The sequence below is a fragment of the Aquimarina sp. I32.4 genome, assembly GCF_002924285.1.
Classification (GTDB): Bacteria; Bacteroidota; Bacteroidia; order Flavobacteriales; family Flavobacteriaceae; genus Aquimarina.
In genome coordinates, this window is the sequence record NZ_PGUB01000227.1 from 1 (window position 1) to 1,663 (window position 1,663).

Genomic DNA, 1,663 nt, shown 5'->3' on the forward strand with positions numbered 1-1,663 from the left:
TCTCGACTAACGTCAAATTTAATTAATGAAAATCAAGATGTTGAAAAGTCTAGATCTTCGGGTTTGATATCAAATTTATTGATTTGTTTTTTAATTCTTTTGACGAGTCCCATTTTTCTTTTTTGATCTAGGAATAAATATTCTGTTGGTGGTTTATAAGCTTGTTTTTTAGTGACCATATTCCAAATAATTACGGCGAGTTTTCTTGCTGTAGCACTTACAGCTACTTGTCTTCCTTTTTTGAAGGCTATTTTTCTAAAGAAATTAGATAGATGAGTATCTTTTAGGTTTCCGATAGCATTTGCAGCTTGTCTGAGTGCTGTTTTAATACGGTTACTTCCTTTAGGAGTTCTATGACTAAGGATTTTTCCTCCAGATATTTTATTATTAGGAGCAAGTCTCATCCAAGAAGTAAAATGCTTTGCTGTGGGGAATTTAGTAAATCCCTCTGGGCCAATTTCACTGATGATAGTAAGTACAGTTGCATAACTTACTCCTTCGATTTCCATTAAGTCAATTCCTCCAAAATATTGAAAAGCCATTTGATTGAGTTCTATTTTAGGTGCGTTTTTATTGATTCTTTTGTAGGGTTTCTTTTTGGTTTTTAGTTTTTTTTTATTGGATCAAGTTTAATATGTTTTTTTAAGAACTTATCAATTTGTTTATCACAGGCTATAATTTTCTTTTGATAGAATTGGTAACTTTCAAATTCCTGTTTAAGTCCAAATAAGAAATCTTGCCTTTCATTCCCTTTTAAAGCTTTAGCTATTTCTTCTTGAGACTTTCTACAATTAAAATGCCTATGTTTTGCTAACTCATTAGGGTTCAGGTTTCCTTTGCAGATGTCTTCAATAATTTTAAGACCTGTAAGACCGCAAACATCTTTAACTACGACATCCAATCTCATATTAAGGAGTTTAAGATATTTTTGCATTTTACTGGATGCTTCAGCAGCTAATTGTAACCAATTGGTTCTTTGTCTGCAATAAGTTCTAAGTATTTCTGTGGTTTCATCAGGCAAAAAACTACTGCTTAGTAAACCTAAAGCGTGTAGTTTTTGTATCCATCTAGCATCTTTTACGTCTGTTTTCTTACCTCTAGCATTTTTAGTAAATTTTCCATTGGCAAGCACTAAATCAAAATCATTTTTGGCTAATTCAGCGTATAAATTCTGCCAATAACTTCCTGTAGACTCCATCGCAACAGAGGTAATACCATTTTCTTTAAGCCAAAGGCAAATGGCTCCTAAATCTTCGGCATACACGCCAAATTCTTTAACATCACTAAGATCTTGTCCTATTGCTACAAAGTGACTTCTGCTCCCCACATCAATTCCTGCACAGTGAAAATTGATGATGTCTAATTCCATTTTTTTGTTCATAATACCAACTTTAGGTTATAAAAATGGTTCAAAAGAAGCACTGTATAAATTCTAAAATATCTCGATCGGACTTACATAAAATGCAGTACCACTGGAATTATCACATCAAACTCAATCTAAAGACAAGAATGATAGTACTTCGATCAGAATGTTTGCCGAGTTTACCCAAAAGTAACACCAGTTAAAAAATCGACCTATTAATGAACCAATCTAAAGATATGAAACATCTGTTTTTTACGCTTCGTTAGCTCGAGGAATTAATCGGATTCTGATGTGGGGAAT

At 32.9% G+C, this 1,663-nt stretch carries 2 protein-coding genes; both read right to left on the minus strand.

Annotation, left to right across the window (positions count from 1 at the left end; all coding sequences use genetic code 11):
* Positions 1 to 32: 32 nt before the first annotated feature.
* Complete coding sequence (locus tag CVD18_RS23295) at positions 33 to 542, minus strand: transposase (RefSeq protein ID WP_233194624.1); 510 nt, start codon at positions 540 to 542, stop codon at positions 33 to 35.
* Positions 543 to 604: 62 nt separating this feature from the next.
* Complete coding sequence (locus CVD18_RS23300) at positions 605 to 1,381, minus strand: transposase (RefSeq protein WP_233194625.1); 777 nt, start codon at positions 1,379 to 1,381, stop codon at positions 605 to 607.
* Positions 1,382 to 1,663 lie beyond the last annotated feature (282 nt).